General features: G+C 64.9%; 20 protein-coding genes. 5 read left to right on the plus strand and 15 right to left on the minus strand.

What is annotated here, in order from left to right; genetic code table 11:
• Positions 1 to 101 precede the first annotated feature (101 nt).
• Positions 102 to 656 (plus strand): outer membrane protein, encoded by a 555-nt coding sequence (locus VIG90_RS08565; protein WP_331593075.1) that lies wholly within the window; start codon positions 102 to 104, stop codon positions 654 to 656.
• A 102-nt stretch (positions 657 to 758) separates the two neighbouring features.
• On the opposite strand, the gene bla is transcribed toward VIG90_RS08565, so the two are convergent.
• A complete protein-coding gene (bla, locus tag VIG90_RS08570; protein ID WP_331593076.1) occupies positions 759 to 1,634 on the minus strand; it encodes a subclass B3 metallo-beta-lactamase in 876 nt (291 codons plus the stop codon).
• A 128-nt stretch (positions 1,635 to 1,762) separates the two neighbouring features.
• Between bla and VIG90_RS08575 the strand changes: the two genes are divergently transcribed.
• Positions 1,763 to 2,632 carry a LysR family transcriptional regulator gene (locus VIG90_RS08575; RefSeq protein ID WP_331593077.1) on the plus strand — a complete coding sequence of 290 codons (870 nt, stop codon included), beginning with the start codon at positions 1,763 to 1,765 and terminating at the stop codon, positions 2,630 to 2,632.
• 413 nt (positions 2,633 to 3,045) lie between these two features.
• Here VIG90_RS08575 and VIG90_RS08580 read toward each other — a convergent pair whose 3' ends face one another.
• The 4 genes from VIG90_RS08580 to yajC are packed head-to-tail and all read right to left on the minus strand — an operon-like array spanning position 3,046 to position 6,384.
• A complete protein-coding gene (locus VIG90_RS08580; protein WP_331593078.1) occupies positions 3,046 to 3,429 on the minus strand; it encodes an Mth938-like domain-containing protein in 384 nt (127 codons plus the stop codon).
• A gap of 1 nt (position 3,430) precedes the next feature.
• The gene (gene secF / locus VIG90_RS08585; protein WP_331593079.1) at positions 3,431 to 4,399 is read right to left on the minus strand and encodes a protein translocase subunit SecF; all 969 of its coding nucleotides are present in this window, start codon (positions 4,397 to 4,399) and stop codon (positions 3,431 to 3,433) included.
• A 15-nt stretch (positions 4,400 to 4,414) separates the two neighbouring features.
• Positions 4,415 to 6,025 (minus strand): protein translocase subunit SecD, encoded by a 1,611-nt coding sequence (gene secD / locus VIG90_RS08590; protein ID WP_331593080.1) that lies wholly within the window; start codon positions 6,023 to 6,025, stop codon positions 4,415 to 4,417.
• A 20-nt stretch (positions 6,026 to 6,045) separates the two neighbouring features.
• Positions 6,046 to 6,384 carry a preprotein translocase subunit YajC gene (gene yajC / locus VIG90_RS08595; RefSeq protein WP_331593081.1) on the minus strand — a complete coding sequence of 113 codons (339 nt, stop codon included), beginning with the start codon at positions 6,382 to 6,384 and terminating at the stop codon, positions 6,046 to 6,048.
• Positions 6,385 to 6,563: 179 nt separating this feature from the next.
• Here yajC and VIG90_RS08600 point away from each other — a divergent pair, with 179 nt between their 5' ends.
• The gene (locus tag VIG90_RS08600; RefSeq protein ID WP_331593082.1) at positions 6,564 to 7,415 is read left to right on the plus strand and encodes an ATP-binding protein; all 852 of its coding nucleotides are present in this window, start codon (positions 6,564 to 6,566) and stop codon (positions 7,413 to 7,415) included.
• Positions 7,416 to 7,533: 118 nt separating this feature from the next.
• On the opposite strand, the gene VIG90_RS08605 is transcribed toward VIG90_RS08600, so the two are convergent.
• From VIG90_RS08605 to rpmE, 5 genes are all read right to left on the minus strand, one after another.
• Complete coding sequence (locus VIG90_RS08605; protein WP_331593084.1) at positions 7,534 to 8,226, minus strand: porin family protein; 693 nt, start codon at positions 8,224 to 8,226, stop codon at positions 7,534 to 7,536.
• Positions 8,227 to 8,470: 244 nt separating this feature from the next.
• Positions 8,471 to 9,214: a glucose 1-dehydrogenase gene (locus VIG90_RS08610; RefSeq protein WP_331593085.1), complete on the minus strand. Its 744-nt coding sequence runs from the start codon at positions 9,212 to 9,214 to the stop codon at positions 8,471 to 8,473.
• A 163-nt stretch (positions 9,215 to 9,377) separates the two neighbouring features.
• Entirely contained in the window at positions 9,378 to 11,585 is a 2,208-nt protein-coding gene (locus tag VIG90_RS08615) for an AsmA family protein (RefSeq protein ID WP_331593086.1), read from the minus strand.
• An 86-nt stretch (positions 11,586 to 11,671) separates the two neighbouring features.
• Positions 11,672 to 12,493, minus strand: a complete 822-nt coding sequence (locus VIG90_RS08620; protein WP_331593087.1) for a PEP-CTERM sorting domain-containing protein — start codon at positions 12,491 to 12,493, stop codon at positions 11,672 to 11,674.
• A 493-nt stretch (positions 12,494 to 12,986) separates the two neighbouring features.
• Positions 12,987 to 13,214, minus strand: coding sequence for a 50S ribosomal protein L31 (gene rpmE / locus VIG90_RS08625; RefSeq protein ID WP_331593088.1), 228 nt, complete (start codon positions 13,212 to 13,214; stop codon positions 12,987 to 12,989).
• A gap of 287 nt (positions 13,215 to 13,501) precedes the next feature.
• Between rpmE and VIG90_RS08630 the strand changes: the two genes are divergently transcribed.
• Both VIG90_RS08630 and VIG90_RS08635 read left to right on the plus strand, forming a co-directional pair.
• A complete protein-coding gene (locus tag VIG90_RS08630) occupies positions 13,502 to 15,316 on the plus strand; it encodes an ABC transporter transmembrane domain-containing protein (protein WP_331593089.1) in 1,815 nt (604 codons plus the stop codon).
• 328 nt (positions 15,317 to 15,644) lie between these two features.
• Positions 15,645 to 17,288: a hypothetical protein gene (locus VIG90_RS08635; RefSeq protein WP_331593090.1), complete on the plus strand. Its 1,644-nt coding sequence runs from the start codon at positions 15,645 to 15,647 to the stop codon at positions 17,286 to 17,288.
• A gap of 115 nt (positions 17,289 to 17,403) precedes the next feature.
• Here VIG90_RS08635 and VIG90_RS08640 read toward each other — a convergent pair whose 3' ends face one another.
• From VIG90_RS08640 to rpmF, 5 genes are all read right to left on the minus strand, one after another.
• The gene (locus VIG90_RS08640; protein WP_331593091.1) at positions 17,404 to 18,150 is read right to left on the minus strand and encodes a MerR family transcriptional regulator; all 747 of its coding nucleotides are present in this window, start codon (positions 18,148 to 18,150) and stop codon (positions 17,404 to 17,406) included.
• A gap of 88 nt (positions 18,151 to 18,238) precedes the next feature.
• Positions 18,239 to 18,547 (minus strand): integration host factor subunit alpha, encoded by a 309-nt coding sequence (locus VIG90_RS08645; protein ID WP_331593092.1) that lies wholly within the window; start codon positions 18,545 to 18,547, stop codon positions 18,239 to 18,241.
• A gap of 237 nt (positions 18,548 to 18,784) precedes the next feature.
• Positions 18,785 to 19,768: a beta-ketoacyl-ACP synthase III gene (locus VIG90_RS08650; protein ID WP_331593093.1), complete on the minus strand. Its 984-nt coding sequence runs from the start codon at positions 19,766 to 19,768 to the stop codon at positions 18,785 to 18,787.
• The gene (gene plsX, locus VIG90_RS08655) at positions 19,765 to 20,808 is read right to left on the minus strand and encodes a phosphate acyltransferase PlsX (protein ID WP_331593094.1); all 1,044 of its coding nucleotides are present in this window, start codon (positions 20,806 to 20,808) and stop codon (positions 19,765 to 19,767) included. Before plsX ends, VIG90_RS08650 begins: the two co-directional genes overlap by 4 nt.
• 29 nt (positions 20,809 to 20,837) lie before the next feature.
• Entirely contained in the window at positions 20,838 to 21,017 is a 180-nt protein-coding gene (gene rpmF, locus VIG90_RS08660; RefSeq protein ID WP_331593095.1) for a 50S ribosomal protein L32, read from the minus strand.
• Positions 21,018 to 21,048 lie beyond the last annotated feature (31 nt).

Below are 21,048 nucleotides of genomic sequence, written 5' to 3' on the forward strand. Positions count from 1 at the left end.
GCAAAAACGGCTTCATTCCGGCCACTTGCCGCCACAATCGGCTCCGATGTCATGCCCACGGGAGGAAAACATTCCCGAAGGTTTAAAAGGAGTACCACGCTATGAAGACCTATCTCCTGGCCGCTACCGCTGCACTCGCCCTCACCCCGGCTGTCGCCCACGCTGACGCTTTCGACGGCGCTTACGGCGGCGTTGAGCTGGGTTGGGAAACCAACCGCGCCAACCTCGGCGACGGCTTCAACTACGGCGTTGTCGCCGGCTATAACAAGAAGGTTGCCGACCAGCTGGTTCTGGGCCTGGAAGCCAAGGCTGCCCTGTCCACCGCTGACCGCACCTACATCGACACCCCGTACGAAGGTGAAGAGCTGAAGGCTGGCCGTTCGCTCGGCGTCGCTGCTCGCGTCGGCGTGCTGGCCACCCCGCAGACCCTCGTTTACGGCAAGATCGGTTACGAGAACGTCCGTACCAAGTACGAGTACGAGACCGCCACCGTGGAAATCGAAGACGGTTTCAACACCGATGCCCTGGTTCTGGGCGCTGGCGTTGAATACGCCCTGAACCAGAACACCTCGGTGCGTCTGGGCTACGACTTCACCGACGGCGAGGAAGGCTACCGCCGTCACGCCGTGAAGACCGGTGTGGCTTTCCACTTCTAAGAACTGCGACTGCCTCGGGCTCTCAAGCACAGCCCGAAGCGGGCAAACGTTCAGGCACGGCCGTCCGGACCCCCGTCCGGGCGGCCGTTTCCTTGTCCGCCCTTACCTGTCCGTCAGGCTTTCCTTCCGCATCCGCTCTGCCAGACGCCGCGCCGAAGCATCCGCAAAGGCCGCACAGGCCTTGCTGTCAATCAGAGCGTCCGTGGGCTGGAAGTCCGGGTGCGCCGTAATCAGCACATCGCACGGCACGGACCTCATTCGCTCGAAACTGCGCCCATACGTCTCCACCAGCGGCCGGTTCTCCGGCGCGGAGAATCGGAATTCGTCCGGTGCCACCGCGTTGAGGCTGGAGGCGAACACCACGTTGACGCAGCGCCCCTCCTCGCAGCTTTGCCACGTCCAGCTCATGGAGCCCGCCGTGTGGCCCGGCGTCGCCAGCGCCGTCACCGTCGTGCCGCCCAGCCGGATCGCCTCTCCGTCCTTGAGCGTGCGCACCCCCTTCACGGCCGGGAACGGCGGCAGCCACGGCAGCTGCGGGTCATCCGCTCCGCTCTGCCCGGCTTCCAGCACCTTTGCCGCGGCAGCGCTTGCCACCACGGTTGCGCCCGTATCCCGCGCCAGCGCCGCCAGACCGCCCGCATGATCGAAATGCGGCTCGGTGCTGAGGATGAATTTGATGTCCTTCAGGTCGAACCCCAGCGCGCGGATGTTTTCCCGAATGGCAGGCACCGCCTGCGGCACCGCACCGTCAACCAGGATGAGCCCGTCGCCGGTGTCAATCAGGGCCACGCTCAGGCCCTTGAAGCCGACATAATAAGTGCTCCCGAACAGACGCGACGGAGCCTGCGGCTCCAGCCAGCGAGCGGACGTGTCGGGCGCAATCGGTCGCAGCAACGGATCATCCACCGTCTGCCCCGCTGGCGCAGCAGCTGCCACCTGTACCTGCAACCCCGCCAGCATCACCCCAATCAAGCTCATGGCCAGACGCATCGCCCTGTTCTCCCTTTCCTTCTGTTTCGGTGGACAGGCGCAGGGTGCAGAACGATGCGCTGCTCGACAAACCATCATTTCTCGACAGAGACATGAAACTGTTTCATGCATAGGTCATGGACCGCGCCCAGCTTCCCCTCAACGCCCTGCGCGCCTTCGAGGCCGCCGCCCGCCACCTGAACTTCACCCGCGCCGCGGCCGAGCTCTGCGTCAGTCAGGGTGCGGTCAGCCACCAGGTCGCTCAGCTGGAGCGCCGCCTCGGCACGCCCTTGTTCCGTCGGCTGCCACGCGGCATTGCCCTGACCGACGAGGGGCACGCCCTCGTTCCCGTGGTCGCCGAGGCGTTCGACAGGATCGGCGGCACTCTTGAGCGCTTCACGGGCGGCCATCTGCGTGAGGTGCTCACCCTCGGCGTCGTCGGCACCTTTGCCGTCGGCTGGCTGCTGGAGCGCATCGATGACTTCTCCCGCCTCCATCCGCACATCGACCTGCGCGTCCTCACCAACAACAACCGCGTCGATCTGGCGGGTGAAGGGCTGGACCTCGCCATCCGCTTCGGGGACGGAGCATGGCATGGCACCCATGCGGATCTCATCATGGATGCGCCCCTCACGCCCCTGTGCGCGCCCACTGTCGCGGCCCGCCTGAACCAGCCGGAAGATCTCGGCCGGGAATCCTTGCTGCGCTCCTACCGGGCCGATGAATGGCCGCGCTGGTTCGCCGCTGCGGGCGTCCGCTGCCCCGCCCTGCGCGGTGCGGTGTTCGACAGCTCCCCCCTCATGGCCGCGGCCGCCATCCTTGGGCGTGGCGTCGCCCTCGTGCCCGCCGCCATGTTCGAGCAGGATCTGCAAACCGAACGCCTCGTCCGCCCCTTCCCCATTGAAATCCAGTGCGGCGGCTACTGGCTCACCCGCCTCATGTCCCGGACGGACACACCCGCCATGGCCGCCTTCCGGGACTGGCTGAAGGGTGCAGCTTCGGTTTGAATCTGGCAGTTTGATTTAGAGCAGCTTTCGAGCAGGATGACACACCCTGCGCTGAACAAAAGCGCGATCAACAAAGAGCCTGGAGCCGCGATCTGACTCAATCAGATCGGAAAAGGCTTGGTCCTCTGACTGCGCTGCACAAGCGCCGCCCAATAAGCGCTGAATGATTTTAAGGAGCATCGGCAGACTTCACTCCGTTGATGCGGCGGGTGCGGCTGGGTGAAGCGCTGTCAGCAGGCCGGGATGCGGCGGCCCCGGATCCTCCAGATGCGAAGAAGTCCTGCGAGCACAGGCTGTCAGAAACAGGCAGCCGCCCTGAAATCGGAACCGCCCTACACCCGGAGCCGTCCCGAACGAAAAACGCGGCCCCGAGGGACCGCGTTTTCCTGTACCTGATTGCAAGGAGCCGGTTTTCAATCCAACGCCAGCAGGGCTGCAGCCACCCGGCGGCTTTCCGCCACCAGAACGTTGTAGGTGCGGGCGGCGGCCTTGCTGTCCATGAAATCGACGGCAAGGCCCGTGGCCTTCAGCGCCTCGAGGAGCGCCACAGGAGGCCGGGCCATGGTCGGCCCGGTGCCCAGCAGCAGCACTTCGATCTTCGGTTCCTGCGTCGTCACCAGCGCGAAGTCATCCACGTTGGCGCTTGCAAGATCGGTCACCGGCCAGGTCGCCATCCGCTCCGGTGTCAGGATCACGCCGCCCTGATGCAGCGTGCCGCCAACGCGAAAGCCGCCGGCCGTGTAGCCCTGAATGGACAGGACGCCCTGACGCGAAGGAATGGCTTCCAGCTTTGCCATATCAACCGTTCACCTTTCCGGTCTGCTCGGCCTTGCCGGCCTTGTTTTCCTCGGTCTGAAGGAAGGTGTGCGGGCCGACCTTCATGAGGATCAGCAGCGGAGACGCCACGTAGATGGACGAGAACGTACCCACCCACACGCCGACCAGCATGGCGGCGGTGAAGCCGCGCAACACTTCGCCGCCGAAGATCAGCAACGCCAGCAGCGCGACGGAGGTTGCCAATGACACCATGATGGTGCGCGACAGCGTCTCGTTGATGGTCAGGTTGAGCAGCGGCTCGATGTCCATCTTGCGGTACTTGCGCAGGTTCTCGCGCACACGGTCGTAGATCACCACCGTGTCGTTCAGCGAGTAGCCCACAGTCGTCAGCAGTGCTGCCACCATGTTCAGGTCGAACTCCAGCCCGAGAAGCGCCACGAAGCCGATCACCAGCGCCACGTCATGGAACAGGCTGAGCAGGCCGCCAACGCCGAACTGCCATTCGAAGCGGAACCAGATGTAGATGGCGATGCCCAGCATGGCGAGGCCGATGGCGAGCGAGGCGTCCCAGATCAGGTCGTTGGACACCTTTCCGCCCACGGTCTCGACGCGGCGGAAGCTCACGCCATCTTCGCCGTACTTGGCGCTCAGCGTGTCGCGCACCTTGGCCACGGCGGTCTGCTGGCCCTGCTCGCCACCGTCCTGCTGCTGCAGGCGGATGGCGATCTGGCGGTCGCCACCGAACTCCTGCAGGCTGACGGCGCCAAGACCAAGGCCGTTCAGTTCATCGCGTAGTTCGTCAAGGTCAGGCTTCTTCTCGAAGCCCGCCTCGATGAGAATGCCGCCCTTGAAATCGATGCCGAAGTTCAGGCCGCGCACCGCCACCAGCGCGACGGAAGCAACCAGCAGCAGCACCGAAATGGCGAGGCTGATGTTCTTCCACCGCATGAAGTTGATGTTGGTGTTGTCAGGGATGAGCTTGAGAAGCATGGATCATCCCTCCCCTTACAGAACCAGCTTGGCCGGGCGCGCGCGCTTCAGCCACAGCACGTTGAACATACGGCACACGGTCACGCCGGTGAACACCGAGGTCACGATGCCGATGGTGAGCACCACGGCGAAACCCTTCACCGGGCCCGAACCGAACCACATCATCAGCGCCGCCGCGATCACGTTGGTGATGTTGGCGTCGAAGATGGCGCGGCTGGCTTCGGTATAGCCTGCGTCCACGGCATTCAGAGTACTTCTGCCCGCGCGGAGCTCCTCGCGGATGCGCTCGAAGATCAGAACGTTGGCGTCCACCGCCGTACCGATGGTCAGCACGAGGCCCGCGATGCCCGGCAGGGTCAGCGTCGCGCCGAGGAAGGTCATGATGCCGAGGATCAGTATGACGTTCAGGATCAGGGCCGCGTTGGCGAACAGACCGAAGCGCCCGTAGGTCACAAACATCAGGGTCAGCACGCCGATGGTGCCGATGATCGAGGCGATCATGCCGGCCCGGATCGAGTCCGCGCCGAGGTCCGGACCCACCGTGCGCTCTTCCAGAATCTGGAGCGGAGCCGGCAGCGCACCGGCGCGCAGCAGCACGGCGAGGTTGTTGGCCTCGTCCACCGTGAAGCCGCCCGAGATGATGCCGGAGCCGCCCAGGATGGGCTCGTTGATGCGCGGCGCCGAGATGATCTCGTTGTCGAGGATGATGGCGAACGGCTTGCCCGTGTTCTCCGTCGTCACCTGACCGAAGCGCTTGCCGCCCGCGGTATTGAAGCGGAAGGAGACGACCGGCTGGCCCTGCTGATAGCTGGGCTGGGCGTCGGTCAGTTCCTCACCTGAAATGATGACGCGGCGGCGCACCGCGATCTTCTGGTTCGGGTCGTTCTGCATGTGCAGGATTTCGCTGCCCGGAGGCACGCGGCCTGCATACACGTCCTCGGCCGGGACGTCGGTGTTGACCAGCTTGAACTCGAGCTTTGCGGTCTTGCCGAGAATGTCCTTGAGCTGGCCCGGGTCCTTGAGGCCCGGCACCTGCACGAGAATGCGGTCCTCACCCTGGCGCACGATGGTCGGCTCGCGGGTGCCCATCTCGTCGATGCGGCGGCGCACGATCTCGATGGACTGCTCCACCGCGAGACGCTTGCGCTCGTTGACGCCCGCCTCGGTCAGGCGCGCAGTGACCCGCGTGCCGTCGCGAACCGAGACGTCGATGTCGCGCTGGCCCGAGAAGCTGCCGCCGATCGGCTGTGACAGGCCGCGCAGGGCCTCCACCACCGCATCGACGTCGCTTGCGTCGCGCACGAGGAAGCTGACGGAATTCGGCCCCGTCGTGAAGTTGCCGTAGCCGACCCGCCCGCCGTTCGCGTCGCGGGTGTCGCGCAGCGTGGCACGCACGGAGTCTTCCAGCGTTTCCACCTGCTGCTTGATCACCGCCTCGGTATCGACGGCGAGCAGGAGGTGCGAGCCTCCGCGCAGGTCAAGGCCCAGGTTGATCTGCTTTTTGGGCAGCCAGCTCGGCCACCGGGCCACCTGGGCTTCGGGAAACAGGTTCGGCAGGGCGAAGATCGTGCCTGCAATCAGCGTCAGCACGATCGCCCAGATCTTCCAGCGGGGAAAATCCAACATGGTCGGGGCCGGGGGCCGGGTTACTTCTTGGCGACGTCGTTGGCCGGTTCGCCCTTGGTGCGAACGTCGGCCAGGGTGGACTTCACCACCTGCACGTGGACGCCGTTGGCGATTTCCACCTGCACTTCGGTTTCGTCAACCCGGGTCACCTTGCCGATGAGGCCGCCGGAGGTCACCACCGTGTCGCCGCACTTCACGTTGCCGACCATTTCACGGTGTTGCTTCATGCGCTTCTGCTGCGGGCGGATCAGGAAGAAGTAGAAGACCACGAAGATCGCGATCAGCGGCAGCAGCTGCATGAACGGGTTGGCCCCACCGGCTGCGCCGGCGGCCTGTGCGTATGCGGGAGAAATGAACATCGCTCAAGGTTTCCAATTGGTCTGAGATAAGGCCGCGACTATACAGACGACGCCTCATTTCGCAATGTTTGACGACGGTTCAGGTCCGGCGAACAGTCTGATCCGCCGCCCCGTCCGCCGGATTGAAGCCTGGCAGATGGGGATGAATCGTTTCACCAGCAAGTACCCGAGCGAGCCATATGAACGAATTTCTGCCTCTTCTCGCCCGCATTGCCGACGCTCTCGACCGGCTTGCCCCCCCACCGCCGCCGCGGACGGACCTGTCTGCCTTCCCCGGCTACGTGTGGGACGGAGAGCGCGAGGCGTTCCAGCCGGTGCCCGCCATTGCCCGCGTGCCGCTCGCGCTCCTGCGCGGCGTTGACCGGCAGAAGGAGCAGCTTCTGGAGAACACCCGCCGCTTCGCCCAGGGCCTGCCCGCCAACAACGCCCTGCTGTGGGGCGCGCGCGGCATGGGCAAGAGCTCGCTGGTCAAGGCCGTGCAGGGCCACCTCCTCTCTGAGGAAGGGCTGGACTTCGCCATCGTCGAGATCCACCGCGAGGACATCGAGACGCTGCCCAAGCTGATGCGCCAGCTCACCGGGCATGAGCGCCTGTTCCTGCTCTACTGCGACGATCTGTCGTTCGACGCCGGAGACAGCCGCTACAAGGCGCTTAAGGCCGTGCTCGAAGGCGGGCTCGAGGGCCGCCCGGCCAACTGCCTGTTCTACGCCACCTCCAACCGTCGCCACCTCATCCCCCGCGACATCATGGAGAACGAGAAGCGGGACGCTATCAACCCGCGCGACGTGGTGGAGGACAAGGTCTCCCTGTCCGACCGCTTCGGGCTGTGGATCGGCTTCCACTCCTGCACGCAGGATGAATTCCTTGAAATGATCGAGGGTTACATCAGCCATTTCAATCTCCCCATAACCATGGACGAAGCCCGCCCGCTCGCCATTGAGTGGGCCGCGACCCGCGGTTCGCGCAGCGGCCGCGTCGCCTTCCAGCTCATTCAGGACATCGCTGGCCGCCACGGCATACGGCTGGCATGAGCGCCTAAGTCTTTTCCGATCTGAATGAATCCGATCGCGGCTCTAAGTCCTTGTCTGGTTGCACTTTTGTTCAGCGCAGGGTGCGCCACCCTGCTCGAAAGCTGCTCTCGCTGCGGCCTCAGAAGCGCGCTCCCACCACGGCCAGCATCTTGTGGCGGTCAAAGTCGAGGCGGGCCTCCTGCCGGAAGCGGAGCCACTGCTCGACCTGCTCGAAGCGGTCCTGCCAGTTGCTGTAGTCGGTATAGGAGTATTCCGCCTTCAGGTAGAGCCTGCGGGACAAGGCCGCCTCCAGTCCCCCGCCGATGCGCAGGCCGTCGCGGCTCTTACCCTCGGACAGGGTGCCGCCCCAGAGCAAGTCTCTCCCGGTCATCTTGATGCGGCCGCTGGCGTAGCCGGCCTTCACGAACAGCAGGGTGCCGGGCGCGACAACGGCTCCGGCGCGAATGCCAAGGCCGATGTCGCGTCCGGCCTTCAGGCAGAAGTCTTCCCACTGGTAAAAATCAGAGGTGCAGGTCTTTGCCGTCGAGAAGTCGAGCGTCGCTTCCACTCCGGCAACGACCCGGCCACTGAGCGGAATGTCATACCCAAGGCCCAGCCCATAGCTGAAACCAGCCTCCGCACTGTGGAAGCGGCGCTCGTCATTCATGCGGTAATAGCCGTCGATATAGTCATAGGCCTCCCACAGGTCTGCACCATTGAGATCCGCCCCGAGGCGGACTTCCGCACGTTTGCCTGTAAATTGCTGAGCCATGGCCATGGTCGGGCCGGTCGCCAGAAGACAGGCAACCACCGCCGCGAGAAGACGTCTCATGAATCCCCCGAAGTAAAAAAATATTAATAATCAACCATGAAAGTTGCGACGAAAACCAAAGCAAAATCAAAAATCTAGCGCCACAACAAGAACTATAGCAGAACAAATTCGGAAATGGATAGTTTAAAATTGTTATGACATGATTTTGATTTGATGTTATTTATTAATTTAAGATAATCATTTCTGTCGGTTATTAGAGCCTTTCAGGGGCGAGCCAGGCCCGCCCCCTCTTCTCCCGCGCCGCTCACCACACGGTAAAGCCGCCGTCCACGGTCAGTGCCTGCCCGGTCACGAACGAGGCCTGATCAGAACACAGCCACACCACCGCGTCGGCAATCTCGCGCGGCGTGCCGAGGCGGCCCATGGGCGTCATCATCTTGAGCTGGTCCATGTCCGCCTTGTTGTCTTCCCGGTCGGTAATGGCGGTACCGCCGATACCGCCGGGGCACACCGCGTTCACCCGGATGTTGGACCGGGCATAGTCCAGCGCCACCGAGCGGGTCAGGCCAACCACCCCGGTCTTGGACGCCGAATAGGCCGAAAGCCCTGGGCCACTCGCCACGCCCATGATCGAGGAAGTGTTGACGATCGCACCGCCGCCCTGGCGAAGCATCTGGGCGCACTCGTGCTTCAAACACAGCCAGACGCCGGTCAGGTTGACCGCGATGGTGCGGTGCCACACCTCTTCGTCCAGTTCGGCGATGGGTGCGCCGCGCGGCGCGATGCCTGCGTTGTTGAAGGCGTAGTCCAGCCGTCCGAACTCCCGCACCGCCGTTGCCACCATCGCTTCCACATCAGCCGAGGACGCCACGTCGGTGCGCACGAACACGGCCCTGCCGCCCGCCGTCTCGATCAGGTGCGCCGTCTCCTCGGCCTCGGCCACCGCCACATCGGCCACCACCACCCGTGCGCCGGAGCGGGCGAAGGCCAGCGCCGTCTCCCGGCCGATGCCCGTTGCCGCGCCCGTCACCAAAGCCACTCGTTCCATAGTTCCCCCTCTGGCGGCCGCCCGACAAGGCGCCGCTCGTATTCACTAAGCAATATGGCCTGATACTATCGGGGAAATTCGCCGAACCAACCGGCCTGTCAGGCAACCCGCCCAAGACCTGCCGTATTGGTGAGGTCAGGCAAGCCCGGAAGCCCGGCCGCCCTCAGCGGGCCCTCTCCGCCTTCTCTGCCTGCTCTTCAGCCTGCTCCTCGGCCTTCTCGCGGGCTTCCCGCGCCGCCTTCTCCCGCTGCTTTGCTGCCTTTTCAGCTGCTTCCTCAGCGTCTTCCCGGGCTTCCTTCGCCTGCTTCTCCACCGCCTTGCGCTGCTTCTCGGCGTCCTTGCTCTCGCCCTTTGACGGCTGGGCCGCCTTCACCTTTGCGGCGGTTGCCCCTTCCAGCACCGGGCCGCAGTTGGTGTCCTTGGCGTCGCCCACATCCAGGAATGCCAGCACGGCCGCCAGCGGGGTTGCCACCACGCCCAGTGCCGCGCCCGCGCCGCCGCGCGCCAGCAGCTCGCCCGAGATCGGGTTGATGCCAGGCGCCGCGAAATAGCCTTGCAGGCCGATGGGAGACTGGGCGGAGAACAGGCTCACCTTCTTCGAATCTGCTTCAATCTGCAGCCCCAGGCTTTCGTCCTTGAACGAGAACCCGCCGCGCCCCTTGATGACCGCCCGTTCGGTGTCGATCAGCACCGGGTCCGCGGCCGCCTGCCCGTCCTTCACCGTGAAGCCGATCAGCCCGCAGCGGATTTCGGCCGGTTTCTTCAGGTCGTCCGAGATCGCCGCCTCGATGAAGCCGCCGATGTCCAGCTCCACCAGTTCGTTGTTGCGCACCCACAGCGTGCCCTTCGGCAGGATGAGGGCAATGCGCCCGTTCGATGAGCCCAGGGACTTGCGCACCGTATCGCCATAGCCGCGCAGCTGCATCCGCCCCTGGAGCGTGCCGGTGGTGCCGTCCGCCAGCGCGCCGAACGAGGCCAGCAGGCGAGACAGCGGCGCGGGCGAAAGCCGCAGGTCGTAGTCGGTCGTCACCGTTTCCTGCCGGGCGTCGATGCTCACGTAGGCGGTCAGCCGTCCACCCGCCAGATTGATCGCCACCGGGTCCAGCTTCAGCAGCTTCCTGTCGAGCGAGAGTGTCAGGTCGAGGTCGTTGATCGGCACGTTGCCCGTCCGCACCCGGCCTGCCCGATAGCGCACCTCGGCATCGAAGTTGCCAAGGCTCTCCGTTGCCAGCGTCGCGTTGGGCAGCAGCCAGGGCCGCCCGCCTTCCTGCGTGATCGCGCCCTTGCCGCCCTGCGCGTCCAGCCGCTCCGGGCTGTAGCCGATCCACGGACCCACATCGATGATGTCCAGCTTCTGGCTGGAGAGGTCCGCCTCCAGCTTCAGCCGCCCCTCGCCTGACGAGCCCGCCGTATGCACCGCCAGCGTGCCCGCCAGATCGCTGTCGCCGAACCTCCCCTTCAGGTCGCGCACCCGCCAGGTGTCGCCATCCTTCCGGGCGATGCCGCGCACATCATAGGTTCGCGTGTCCGGCACCACGATGCCGATCAGCCGGAACGGCGCGGCCAGCGTCCGCCCGCGCGAGGCGACGTTGAACTCCACCCCGTCCAGCGTCGTGGTGCCCGGCACCTCGCCGGAGACCTCGACGCGAGAGCCTGCCACGTTCACCACCAGCACAAGGTTCTGCGGCCCGCCCGTCAGAGCGCCGTTCTGGCCGCGCCAGCGGGCGTCCAACCGGAACGGCAGCCCCCGTGACCGGCCCGTTCCGCGCGCCGTCAGCGGCTGGTCGACGGCATTGTCGTCCACATCCACGTCGCCGATGTTCAGGTCGACCGACAGGTCCTCCTTCTTGTCGTCGTAGCGCACGCGGCTGTCCACCACCCGCGCCGCCCTGATCTGCGGCATCTCGAAGGGCTTGTCGGTCTTCTCTTTGCCAAAGTCCCAGGAGGCCCGGCCGTTTTCGTCCCGCACCAGATTGGCGCTGCCCTTCACTACGTCGAGGCTGCGGAATCTCACGTCGCCCACGAACAGCGGCAGCACCCGAATGGAAGCATCCAGCCTCTCGGCGCGAAACAGGGCGTCGTCTGCCGCGGCGCCCGGCCCCACCCAGTCCGGATTGCTGATGGAGAGATCTTCCGTGCGCAGCCGCACGTGCGGGTCGAGGTAAAGCTGGAAGTCCCCGCCCACCTCCACCGTGCGGCCCGTCACCCGGCTCGCCAGAGACGTGGCCGGCTCCTTCAGGAAGCGGCCCTTGGTGACGTAAAGCACCACAAACAGAAGCAGGAACAAACCCACCAAACTCGCCAGAGTGATGGCGAGCACCCTGCCGAACCTGTACAGGTTACTCCGTCGCGAGGTCGTTTCGTTGCTCACGCGGATAGAACGGTGCTAAAGCGCGAGCGTTCCGGCAGGCTCGGGCGGCACTGCCAAGGCAGGCTGCCCGAGGCCCTTGTTCCATCCTACGCTCTGGTAGTTCTCCGGCCCCGGCCGCGCGCCGCAAGGCCCGCAGCGGCCAGCCCCAGCCCCATCAGCGCCAGACTGGCCGGCTCGGGCGCGTCCACCACCACCGAGCCGGACAGCCCTTCGGAAAGCGCCGTGGTGCCGAAGATGACGCCGCCGCCTACGGTCAGCGACCGATCGAAGGTGAAGGCAAGTGTACCGCCCAGATTTGCAAGGCTGACCCCAAGCCCCGCCACTTCCGGCAGCAGTTCGTCGAACAACGCCGCCGCGATGGTTGCGCCATCAAGTGCGGCCAGTTCCTCCGCCGTCAGCGTGACCTCTGCCTCGCCCAGATCGGTGATCACCCCCGCCGTGAACCGGGAGGGTTCGCCCGTGGCGCCCGTCGGATTGTATTGCCCCGTTCCCCAGTCGATGCTGCCGGTCAGGATCTGCCCGGCCACGATGTCTTCCTTCTCCTCCCCGGTTGCACCGGGGGAGAAGACGACCCTGGTGCCCCGGGTCAGGAACCTGATGGTCAGGCCGGTCGGCCCGTCGTCTTCCACGGTGAACCGCGGCACCTGGTTGGCCCGAATAGCGTCGCGGATGAGATTGCGCTTCTGCGGGGCGGTCGTGCCCGGCGGAATGAGAACCGAGATCCGGCGGGTGCCGATATCCACCGTCACCGTCGAGGCATCCGTATTCGTCGGCGTGGTGAACTCAAGGTCCACGTCGGCTGCCTTCGCGGGCATGGCCACAAGGGCGAGACCCGCAATCAATCCGCCCGTCAACATCAGGCGCAGGCCCATCCGGCCTGCCCTGCGCAGCATGTTCTGAAAGCTCATGGCTTTTCCTTATGGAGTGTTTGTGTTGCGTTGCACTCCCCGCCACCGGGCCGCCACCACTCGGGCACAGAGCAACTGGGGCAGGCAACTACTCGGGCACGCCATCCTGAACCGGCAGCCACAAGCGGCGCACTGCCATACTCCAAACCAACTATGTGCGGACAACATGCTGCACGTCAATTGCCATTTAACAGCCTCGAATTGTTAAAACACAAAACCAGACCGGGTATAAAACCCGTCAGGCACAAAAAAAGCGGCCGGGTTCTACCCCGTCCGCCGCTTACACTTTCCAGCACTATCCAGAACCCTACAGAGTATCGTCACGCTTGTCAATAGGTTTTTTCCTATCAGCATCGCAGCCGCTCAACCCCTTGCCGGACAAAACAAAACGGGCCGGCCTTTGAGGCCGACCCGTTCCGTATGGCGTTTAGCTTCCGGGCAGCGCGGAGGCCGCGCCCCCTCCCGCGGGAGGTGCCCAGGAAGGAAGCCGGGCTTACTTGCCCAGCTTGAAGCTGCCGAAGCGCTTGTTGAAGCGGGAGATCATGCCGCCATGGTCCATCATGCGCTGGTTACCGCCGGTCCAGGCCGGGTGCGACCGAGGGTCGATTTCGAGGACCATCGTGTCACCTTCCTTACCCCAGGTGGAGCGGGTCTGGTAGGTGGTGCCGTCGGTCATCTGGACGGTGATGATGTGGTAATCAGGGTGCAGGTTCTGCTTCATGGCGTGCCTCACTTCGGCTGGTTGCCGACCAGTCCGTCTGAAAGAAAGCGGGCTTCTACTCCATGCCGCCAGCCAGTGCAAGAGTTTGGGCACGCGCTCGGGCGCGCGACCGGGCATCTGGGGCACACGCAGCACGGGCATCGGCCTCGGGCGTTTTGCGCTGTCGGATTCGTCCCCGGACTCCCCGGCATATCCCATCTCATGGGCAAAGAGTCGCGCGCCCGGCCGGTGGCTTCACTGCCCGGCGTGATTGTGCTGAACCGGTGAGGCTGATAAAGGGTGCGCCCATGACCGACCCAGCCACCGCTTCCACTGCCTCCGGCGATCAGGCTCCCGCCTCGCTGGGGCGTCGCCTGTCCCAGCTTCAGACGATCTGGCGCTTCGTCACCCGTTACCCCGGGCACCTGACCGTTGCCGTGATCTCCCTGCTCGCCGCCTCGGGCGCAACCCTTGCCATTCCGCAGGGCTTCCGCTTCGTGGTGGACAACGGCTTCGGAGCGGATGATCCCAACGCCATCACGCCCTACTTCCTCGGTCTGCTCGGCATCGTCGTGGTGCTGGCGGCGGCAACGGCGCTGCGGTTCTACTGCGTCACCTGGCTTGGCGAGCGGGTCATCGCCGATCTGCGCGCGGCGGTTCACCGCCACCTGCTGACGCTCTCGCCCCAGTTCTTCGAGGAAAACCGCCCCTCCGAAATCGCCTCGCGCCTGACGGCGGACACCACCATCATCGAACAGGTGGTGGGCACCTCCGTCTCGGTCGCGCTGCGCAACCTCATCACCTGCGTTGGCGGCATCTTCCTCCTGTTCATCACCAGCCCCAAGCACGCGGCGCTGCTCCTGCTCGTCATCCCGGCGGTCGTCGTGCCCATCATCGTGCTCGGCCGGCGGGTGCGCACCCTCTCCCGCAGCAGCCAGGACGCGGTGGCCCAGGTCGCCACGCTGGCGGACGAGGCGCTGGGGGCCATCCGCATTGTGCAGGCTTTCACGCAGGAGCGCCGCGAGGCCGAGCGCTTCGGCGGCATCGTCGAGGGCGCGTTCACGGCCGCCCGCAAGCGCTTCACCGCCCGCGCCATCCTCACCGCGCTGGTCATCCTTCTTGTGTTCTCCGCCATCACCTTCGTGTTGTGGGACGGCGCGCGGGACGTGATCGCCGGCAACCTCTCGGGCGGGGCCATCACCGCCTTCGTGCTGTGGGCCGCGCTGGTCGCCGGTGCCATCGGCTCGCTGACCGAAGTGTTCGGAGACGTCATGCGCGCAGCCGGTGCCGCCGGCCGCCTGTCCGAGCTGCTGCGCGCGGATCCGATCATCAGCGCGCCCGCCAATCCGGTCGCCCTGCCAGTTCCGGCGCAGGGCCGCGTGGAGTTCGACAACGTCAGCTTCACCTACCCGTCCGCCAAGGACGCCCCGGCGCTTTACGACCTCACGCTTGCGGTCAGCCCCGGCGAGACCGTCGCAGTCGTCGGCCCGTCCGGCGCGGGCAAGTCCACCCTCTTCCAGCTGATCCAGCGGTTCTATGACCCGCAGGCGGGCGAGATCCGACTCGATGGCATTCCCCTGCCGAAGGCCGACCCGCAGGAGCTGCGTGCCCGCATGGCCGTGGTCCCGCAGGAGACGGTGATCTTCGCCGCCACCGCTTACGAGAACATTCTCTACGGTCGCCCCGATGCCACCGAGGCCGAGGTCTGGGCCGCGGCCGAGGCCGCCAACGCCGCTGAGTTCCTCCGCGCCATGCCGGACGGCATCCACACCTACCTCGGCGAGTCCGGCGTGCGCCTCTCCGGCGGCCAGCGCCAGCGCCTCGCCATCGCCCGCGCCATCCTGCGCGATGCGCCCGTCCTGCTGCTCGACGAAGCCACCTCCGCCCTTGATGCGGAGTCGGAGCGCCTCGTCCAGCAGGCGCTTGAGAAGCTGATGGCGGGCCGCACCACCCTCGTCATCGCCCACCGCCTCGCCACCGTGGTCCGCGCAGACCGCATCGTCGTGCTGGAGAAGGGCCGCATCGTCGCCTCCGGCACTCACCAGCAACTGCTCGCCGAAGGCGGCCTCTACGCCCGCCTCGCCAACCTCCAGTTCGACACCGCCGCCGAAGCGGTATCGTGAGGTCTGCGGTTTTCGAACTGGCATCTTAAGGTCAGGTCAGTGTGCGCAGGGGGAGGCCGGCCCCCTGCCAAAGTCCGGTAAAGTGTCATTGAGCAGCTTTCGAGCAGGGTGACACACCCTGCGGTTAAGAAAGTGCGATCAATCAAGAGTTTAGAGCCGCGATCTGATCCAATCAGATCGGAAACGGCTCTAGCTGCCACTCCTAAATTTGCAGGATCGCCGCGCTTTGCTCCGCCCTTCGGCAAGCGCGCAGAAACCGCCTGACAGGCGGGCTGCCAGGCGCTAACCCCTGTCGAGACTGTTTCTCTCCCGTGATGGGGTCTCGACCATGCGCCTCAAGTCCACCCTGACGCCGCGCCAGATCGGCTACCGCCTGCACCAGATCATCCTCGACATGCAGGCGGCGGACGAGCGCCTGCTCTCCCGCATCGAATTCGACACCATCACCACCGAGGAAATGCGCGCACTCGCCGCCTCGCTACTGACCGGCGACACCCAATATGTGCGCACCACCGGCGAGACGCTGGAGCAGGCCGCGCTCGCGCCGGACTGGGGTTCATGGATCGAAGGCCAGCCACTCACCACCGCCGTGCTGTCGAACCGCGCCGTGCTGCTGGATCTGCTGCCGGTCGCGCCCGAGGACTTCCCCTCGGTTTACCGCTGCACCGTCGGCCAGTTCATCGCGATCGTGAAGTGGTTCCGCCGCAACAACAAGCGCATCCACATCAACCTGCGGGACCTCGACCCCGACGTACCGCAGACCTTCGACGCCTATGCAAACCAGACCGAGTCCATCGGCCTCATCCTGCAGGAGCTTGAGGACAACAGCCTGTTCTATTGTCTGGCCGTGCGTCGCAACATCCTGTTCTCGCTGGCGGATCAGAACCGGCCGCATGACCGTCTGCGCCTGAAGCGCTATCACGGCAGCGAGCAGCAACGCATCGAAGAGTACTTCCCCCGGCTCGAGGAGGCCTACCGCAACGCTCAGTCCAGCAGTTCCGCACCGGCAGCGCAGCGCATGCGCCTCTCAGGTGCGGCGGTGCGCGGCGGCCATCTGATTCACCCGCGCCAGTTCGCGTGGCGGCTGGCCTACTACCAGGCCTATCGCGACATCTTCTCCGATATTCAGGAGAACGAGATCGACGCGCTGCTGCGCCTTTCCGACCCCCGCGCCGAGGAACTGGCCGAGCTTGCCCGGCTGGTCACGCTCTACCATCACCGCTTCACCGCTCCCATTACCGGCGCGTTCGGCGGCACCTACAACATGCGCCTGTCCGAATACGCCCCGATGCTCGATGACATCACCGCCAGCACGGTACAGGACCGCATCCACGGGGTGCAGAACCACAAGGCCGTCACCGACGCGGAAGCGGAGATCTGGGAGTGGGTCGCCACCGAGAACGTGCGCAAGGAAGACCGTCGCCTCACCAGCAACGTCAGCACCGTCTGGTCGATGATCCAGCGCCAAGCCGACGTGAAGGATGAGACCATCGACTACATCCTCAACCAGGCCAAGCCGATCACCGACGACATTCAGGCCTACCGCGACGACCTCATCTCCGCCGTCCGCTCCTCCATGCTGGAGCAAAGCCGGGTCAAGGCGGACGACCTTTCCACTGCCCGCGCCTACGCCGAGGCACTGGACCAGTACGATACCAGCCTCATCCTCGGCGAAATGGAAACGGCGGTTAAGAAGGTCAACAACATCGGCAGCCGGGTCGCCAGTCAGGTGCTCATCGGCTTCGGGGCCGGTTTCGGCGTGCCGGGCCTCGGCGGCATGCTGGCGGGCGCAGCCACGTTCGGCGTCTCGGTCGAAGGCCTCAGCGCCCTGTTTGGCGAGATCGGCAAGGAGCCGACCCAGAACAGCCTCTCCGGCCTGTTCTCCCGCGCCATCGGCAAGACTTCGGCCCGAATGCAGATCGTCGGCGTGCTGGATGACATTTCACGCCGCCAGCCGGTCCGCCGCGGCTAAGGCACCAGTCAGGCTTAAACGATCGGCTGAGGGAGTCCTGACGGGGCAAGGCGCGGCAGAGACTCTGCCCTGCCCCCTCGTCAGGCATGCAAATCTCGAATCAGCCGCCGTTGAGTCAGCCGGCGGCAGGTGCAGCGCCACCCAGCGCTTCGGCAAGCCGGGCGCGGATGGATTTGAGCTCGGAGAGCAGCTTGCGCTGGGCCTGACGATCCGGCGCCGGGGCGACGGGGTGTACCGTTGCTGTCGGTTCTGCCGGGCTTGCTCCCTGCTCGCGGGCAGGCGCAGCCGCCGGGGCCGCGCTTTGCTCAACCACAACCGCAACAGGGGCACCGCCGCCAACCGCTTCAACCTCAAGCGCGGCTTCCGAAAGCACCGCCACCACCTCGGGCACGGATTCCTCGGTTACGGCCGTTTCCGGTTGCTGCGCTCCGGCTTCTGTCACCGGTGGCATCGCCACATCGGGCTCCACCGTCAGCGCCTCGGGAATGCCGGCCTCTGCCAGCGCGGCTTCCACCTCGGCCTCTGCCAGCTGTGCGCCGGCGTCCGTGCCGGTCGCAGCTGCCCGCAGTTCTCCGGCGGTCTCGCCACCCAGCAGTTCCTCCACCAGCGAGCGCACACCCCGCTCCTTGAGCAGTTTCTGTGCGCCCTTGATGGTGTAGCCATCCACATGCAGCAGCTTGTGGATGACCTGCAGGAGTTCGATGTCCTCGGGACGATAATAGCGGCGATTGCCGCCCCGCTTCAGCGGCTTGACGGCGGGAAACTTGGTTTCCCAGAACCGCAGCACGTGTTGGGGCACGCCAAGGCTTTCAGCCACCTCGCTGATGGTCCGATAGGCGCTGGCAGACTTTCGCTCACTCATTCCCGCAACGGTCCTCCTGATCGCTCACGGCCGATCTTTCCCGGCCGGTAAACCACCGGCGACAATCAACGCCGATCAATAACTGCGATTACTCGCCAGTCGCATCGCCGTCGTTAATACGGTCGCGCATCACCTGGCTGGCCTTGAAGGTCAGCACCCGGCGCGGATCGATCGGCACTTCTTCCCCGGTCTTGGGGTTGCGGCCGATACGCCCGCCCTTCTGGCGCAGGACGAAACTGCCGAAGGAGGAAAGCTTCACATTCTGGCCCGACACCAGCGTGTCGGAAATCAGGTCGAGCACCTGCTCGACAAGCGCGGCGGACTCAGCCCTCGACAGACCAATCTCTTCGTAGACTGCCTCGCTTAAGTCGGCGCGCGTGACTGTGTTGCTGGACATGAGGTCGCCTTTGCCCTTTCGTCACCACCGAAGTAGTGAACCCTACATGACTGGACTGTGAATAACAACGCCGGTCAAATGTTCCGGTGCCAGCGAGGAGGCCGAAAAGCCTCCAAAGCATTGCCCGGGAGGGCGAAACGCCCAAAACCCGGAAAATTATGCAATCAAAAGAACTTGGCCAAGCAACTTGAACAGCGTCGCGTCCGGCGGCGCTGCCCGCGCCGCCTAGCCCGCCGCTTATCCCCAGCGCACCAGGGCCCCGCCCCAGGTGAAGCCGCCGCCCATCGCCTCAAGCATCAGAAGATCGCCCGACTTGATACGGCCATCCTTCACCGCCGCGTCAAGCGCCAGCGGAACCGAAGCGGCGGAAGTGTTGGCATGGCGGTCCACGGTCATCACCACCCGGTCCATGGAAAGGCCCAGCTTCTTGGCCGTGCTTTCCAGAATCCGGCGGTTGGCCTGATGCGGCACCACCCAGTCGATGTCCTTGGGCTCGAAGCCGGCCTCGTCCAGCACCTCGCCCACAACCGAGGCAAGGTTCTCGACGGCGTGGCGGAACACTTCCCGGCCCTTCATGCGCAGGAAACCGGTGGTGCGGGTGGAAGACGGGCCGCCGTCCACGTACAGCATGTCGCGGTAGCGACCGTCCGAATGCAGGCGGCTGGCCAGCACGCCGTGGTCGGTGTGGATGTTGCTGGCTTCCTCGGCCCGCAGCACAACTGCGCCCGCGCCGTCGCCGAACAGCACGCAGGTGGTGCGATCTTCCCAGTCGAGGATGCGGCTGAAAGTCTCCGCGCCGATCACCAGCGCGACCTTGGCCTGACCTGCGCGCACCATGGCGTCGGCCACGGTCAGGGCATAGATGAAGCCCGAGCAGACGGCCTGCACGTCAAAGGCCGCGCCGTGTGTAATCCCCAGCTTGCGCTGCACCTGCGTGGCCACGGCCGGAAAGGTATCATCAGGGGTGGCGGTCGCCACCACGATAAGCCCGACTTCCGAAACATCGACACCGGCATGGGCCAGCGCCGCCTTGGCGGCTTCTGTCGCCAGATCGGACGTCTTCTGCTCATCCGCCGCGATATGCCGCTGGCGAATGCCGGTCCGCTCGATGATCCACTCGTCAGACGTATCGACCGTCTTCGCGAGTTCATCGTTGGAGACCACACGTTGGGGCAGATAAGAACCGCAACCGATGACCCGTGACCTCAACGCGCCGCTCATGCTTCCTCCGTCGGAGCCGCCGGGCTTGCGCGGAAGTTTTCCAGATCCTGCGCAATCCTGTGGCTGATATCGTCAGTAACCAGATCATAGGCCAGACTGATGGCCGCTGCCATGCCCGGGGCATTGGCACTGCCGTGGCTCTTTACCACAAGTCCGTTCAAACCGAGAAATACGGCGCCGTTATGATTGTTCGGGTCAAGGTGGGATTTGAGCGCCCGCAAACCGGAGCGGGCGAATACGTATCCGATCTTGGTCCAGATCGAGTGCTGGAACGCCCGGCGCAGCAGGCCGGAAATCAGCTTGGCCGTGCCTTCGGCGGTCTTGAGGGCGATATTGCCCGAAAAACCGTCGGTCACGATCACGTCAACCTCGCCCACGCCGATCTTGTCGCCTTCCGTGAAGCCGACGAAATCCATAGGCAAGTCCGTCTCGCGCAGGCGCGTGGCGGCTTGCTTGAGGTCTTCCGTGCCCTTCAGGTCTTCTTCCCCGATATTGAGAAGCGCGACCTTGGGTCGGTTGAGGCCGAGAACGGTGCGGGCAAAAGCCGCACCCATGACGGCGAACTGGACCAGGTTTTCGGCCGAACACTCGGTGTTCGCCCCCAGGTCCAGCATGACCGATTCCGAACGCAAGGTCGGCAGCATGGCCACCAGCGCCGGTCGGTCGATACCTTCATGAGTTCTCAGGATGAACTTGGACATAGCCATGAGCGCGCCGGTATTACCGGCGGACACGGCGGCTTGCGCCTGCCCGTCCTTCACCGACTGGATTGCAACGCCCATGCTGGCCGTACGGCTACGACGCAGCGCCTGACTCGGTTTGTCCGAGCCAAGCACTACGTCGTCCGTATGAATCACCTCAGAGCAGGCCTCAAGCTTTGGATACTGCTTGAGAACCACCCTGATCTGGTCTTCGCGGCCAATGATCAGGAACCGGATTTCCGGAAACCTGATACGGGCAAGCTCCGCCCCGGCGAGAACCACGGCAGGCCCGTGATCGCCGCCCATGGCGTCGAGCGCGATCGTCGGACCCTGAGCCATTTTAGGTATCTGAGCCGTTGGAACCTGTGTCAGGCCGTCGTCTCGATCACCTCACGGCCATTGTAATGGCCGCAGGCGACGCAAACGTTGTGCGGCAGCTTCAGCTCGCCGCAGTTCGGGCATTCCTGATGACCGACCGGCTTCAGCGCATGATGGCTGCGACGCATGTTGCGACGCGACGGGGAAGTTTTTCTCTTGGGTACTGCCATGGCACACCTAAAAAATATCTCTTGGACCGGG

Source organism: Pedomonas sp. (assembly GCF_036515995.1).
In the GTDB taxonomy this organism is placed as follows: Bacteria; Pseudomonadota; Alphaproteobacteria; order Sphingomonadales; family Sphingomonadaceae; genus Pedomonas.